Raw genomic sequence first — 805 nt, forward strand, 5'->3', positions numbered from 1 at the left:
GAGTTTGGACTGGTTAGGATAATCACCTGGCCTTTGAACTGTCTACCGAGCCAGCCAACCAAAGCCCAATAATCAACCCCTGGGATTCCTGCATCGACGAGAAGAATGCTCTCGCTTCCCGCTAATAGAAGCTGCTGTTCAAGCTCAGGAGATATTTGGTTGAACGTCTCAAATTCGCACCCCAGCAATACATCTAGAGATATTCTTAGCGTATCGAGCAAGACCTGATCGGTAGAGATTACCTTAACGTGCACCTTCACTCCTAACAAACCAGACAAAGCGAATAGGTTTCGTCATAACTAATTTCTGCTCGTAGATTTGACGCCTTCGCCAACATGAAAAACTCTAGTTTTAAGCAAGCTAATTCTGCACCACGCTCAACACTTGATAGTAAGGGGTTAAAGTAATCGTTATATGTAAATCGCCCTCCAAGATCAAAGTGAATACACTCTCTTTGAGGCTGAACCATGTCTTTAATGTCATAACCTAAAATGGAGTAATAATCTTTAAGGGTCGCAAGCATCAACACCATTGCAGCCTCATTACTTTCAATATTGCGATCAAATCGTTTTTCGCTCTTGATACCGAACTGACGCAGCAACTTAGACAAACGAAAATTACTATTCATCGCTGTCTCAACTTCTCTAGCATAAACTCTTTTAACTGCCGCTATTATTCTCTGGCTTAGAAAACGCTTGAATTGCTCGCTATCCCGAATACATACCTCGTCCATATAACGCTTGGAGTGCAGCCAACCTCGCTCACATACAGCCAAATACTCTGCTGGAAATAACACCAATTGTTC

At 42.6% G+C, this 805-nt stretch carries 2 protein-coding genes; both read right to left on the minus strand.

The genetic code is table 11. From position 1 onward, the window contains the following. Nucleotides 1-254: hypothetical protein (locus tag A3729_RS28345; RefSeq protein ID WP_156498201.1), on the minus strand; the 254-nt coding region annotated here is incomplete at its 3' end. A gap of 8 nt (nucleotides 255-262) precedes the next feature. Continuing rightward, nucleotides 263-805 (minus strand): hypothetical protein (locus tag A3729_RS33630; protein ID WP_197476228.1); only part of this gene is annotated, 543 nt, incomplete at its 5' end.

The organism is Oleiphilus sp. HI0043 (genome assembly GCF_001634935.1).